This window comes from Flavobacterium sp. RHBU_3 (assembly GCF_046613565.1).
GTDB lineage: Bacteria > Bacteroidota > Bacteroidia > Flavobacteriales > Flavobacteriaceae > Flavobacterium.
The window spans coordinates 1-3,106 of sequence record NZ_JBKJHC010000031.1 but is presented as its reverse complement, the minus strand read 5'-3'; the positions used below and the strand labels follow the sequence as shown (position 1 = coordinate 3,106).

The 3,106-nt window shown below is 52.0% G+C and carries 1 pseudogene; it reads left to right on the top strand.

The window, feature by feature from the left end:
- Nucleotides 1-3,106 (top strand): annotated as a pseudogene (locus tag ACLI1A_RS19500) (hypothetical protein); the annotation flags it as partial.

Sequence of the window (3,106 nt, the reverse complement as noted above, 5' to 3'; positions counted from 1 at the left end):
GTAACCCTTACCATCCACGAGACAGAGGAAGACGCCAACTTTAATAACGGTGTGGGCGCAAACCCAATTGCTAACCTAAATGCCTACACTAACGTACAGGCGTACACTACAGGCGGTATACAAACGCTGTACATCACCGTTCACTCAGCTACTACCGAGTGTTATGATGTGGTAGAGCTGCAACTTATAGTACACCCTGTACCGGTAGCCACCGACCCATTGGAAGACTTCCCGATGTGTGATAACGGGCAGAGCGATACCGACGGTATAGCCATCTTTGACCTGACCACCTACCAGGGTACGGTGCTAAACACCATGGACCCGGCACAATACAGCGTAAGCTACCACCAAACCCAGGCCGATGCGGCCCTTGGTACCCCTGCCATCCAAAACCCGGCACAGTACCAGTCGGCTACAGGCACGGTATACATCAGGGTAACCAATAACGCTACAGGCTGTTACGACATCGTAGCCCTTGTGCTAACGGTAAACCCACTACCGGTAGCCAACCAGCCTACACCATACACCCTTTGTGATGTAAACAACCCGGGTGATGAAATAGAGGTGTTTGACCTTACCAGCAAGATCACGGAAATCACCGGCGGAGTAGACGGCGTAGAAGTAACCTTCTACCACACCAATGCCGATGCCATAGCGATGACAAGCCCGATTACCAATCCGGCAAACTATACCAACAGTACCAACGGAGTTGAGCCTATCTTTGTAAGGGTAACCGACAACGATACGGGCTGTTACAGGATTGTGCTTATGGACATCAGGGTAGAGCCGCTACCGCAGCTTACCATGCCTACAGCAGATGACCTTACCGTGTGTGATACCAACGGTTCGGGTTACGGTAACTTCGACCTTGACGCCCTTACCCAAAACATGATCAACAACGGTGTAGGCCTTACAGTAGCCTTCTACCATACGGCCCAGGATGCCGCAATGGGCTACAACCCAATCCAGGTAACCAATAACTACCAAAACCAGGTGGCCTACAACCAGACCATCTATGTGGTAGCCACCAATACCATTACCGGCTGCCAGAGCGTGGTATACCCAATCAACCTTGTGGTAGCCCCTGCACCACACGTAGTATCACTTCCTGATCTTACCCAGTGTGACGATGTGGACAGCAACAACTACGACAACCAAATGGTATTCGACCTTACCCAACAGGACGCAGCAATCGAAGCCCAGCTTGGCGTAGCCGCAGGTACCTATACCATCCATTACTTTGCACAGGAAGCCTCTGCCAATGCAGGTGCTCCAAGGATCACCGTGCCACAAAGCTACTTCGGTACCGACGGGCAAACCATCTGGGTGAGGATAGAAGTACCGGGCACCGAGTGTTACCAGGTATCAAGTTTTGAGCTGAATGTAAGCCAGCCACAGGAGCTTGCCACCCCAACGATGTATACCAAGTGTGACGAAGACCTTCCGAACGATGGCCTAACCAGCTTCGACCTTACGGTGAAGAACGATTACATTCTTACCCCGTATGGAGTAGGAGAGAGCAACGTGGTAGAGTACTTTGAGACCGAAGCCGATATGGATAGCAACAACCCAATCGCCACACCGGAGGATTATACTAACACAGTAAACCCACAAACACTATACGTAAGGGTAACCACACCACAGGGATGTAAGAGCTACAGCTTCCTTACCCTAAGGGTAACACCACTACCTACACCGAACCAGACGCCTGAGGCACTGGAACTGTGTGACGTGAATGCCCCTGGTGATGGTATCGAGGTGTTTGACCTTACAGCAGCCAACAACAACATCCTGGCCAACGACAGCCAGAGCCAGATATCATACTATACCACCGAGGCAGCAGCCTTGGCAGGAGATACCACCGCAGCAGAGTACATAAGTACTCCAACTGCGTACAGCAACACCACCGCGTGGACCGATACCGTATGGGCAAGGATCAGCCTTATCGGCAGTGAGCCGAGCGATCCGGGCTGTGTACAGGTAGTAGCACTACCACTTGTGGTAAACCCACTGCCACCGGTATTTAACAGCGCCGGCCAGGTATACCCTTATGCAATATGTTCACCGGCCAGTACAGGAACAGCTACGTTCTACATCATGGACCACGTGAGCAACATCCTTACAGAAGCAGGGCTTAACCCACTGGATTACACCATAAGGTTCTATTACGACATGGCGGCGTACAACGCCGGTACCGCGCTACCGCACGTGTACACCAACACTACGCCGTATGCCCAGCCGATACTGGTATACGTGGAGAACAAGGATACCGATTGCTTTATCCTTGCCACCATGTACCTGTATGCCGAGCAGGCTGCAGTAGCCAACACTGCCAACGCCCTGTTTGAATGTGATTACGACGGTACCAACGACGGCTACTATACCGCCTTTAACCTAAATGTACAAGACGCAGCCATACTGGCCAGCCAGCCGGCCAGCACCTTCAGTGTAGACTACTACACCAGCCAGGCCGCAGCAGATGCCGCCGATACCACATCGGCAGACTACATCGCTACCCCGACAGCGTTTGTAAACACAAGCAACCCACAAACCATATGGGCAGTAGTGACTAACCTGTCTACTACAGCACCGTGCAGGGATGTAACCAGCTTTGAAATCAGTGTAGGCCTGCTGCCTGAACCATCAATCAGCAGTGAGAACGACGATATGTACGTATGTTTAAGCTACCCTGACCGCACCCCACTGAAAACCCTAATGCTGTACAGCAACACCGCTGCAACAGGATACACCTACCAGTGGTACAAAGACGGTGTAGCGATAGCAGGAGCCACAGGACAGAACTACGCAGCCGTAGAAGCCGGTATCTATACCGTTACGGTATGGAGTGCAGACAGCTGCCAGTCGGACCCTATCACAGGCTTTGAGGTATTTGAATCAGGTCCTGCAAGTGCGGTAAGCGAACCGGGTTATACGGTAAGCAACCCATTCGGACAGGAACAGTCAATCGTAGTACTTGTAGAAGGTTATGGCGACTACCAGTACGCACTGAGCGAGTACGGCCCATGGCAAAATTCTAACGTGTTCACTGACGTACCGGGCGGCCCTCAGACCATCTATGTAAGGGATGCCAACACCCAGGATGAAG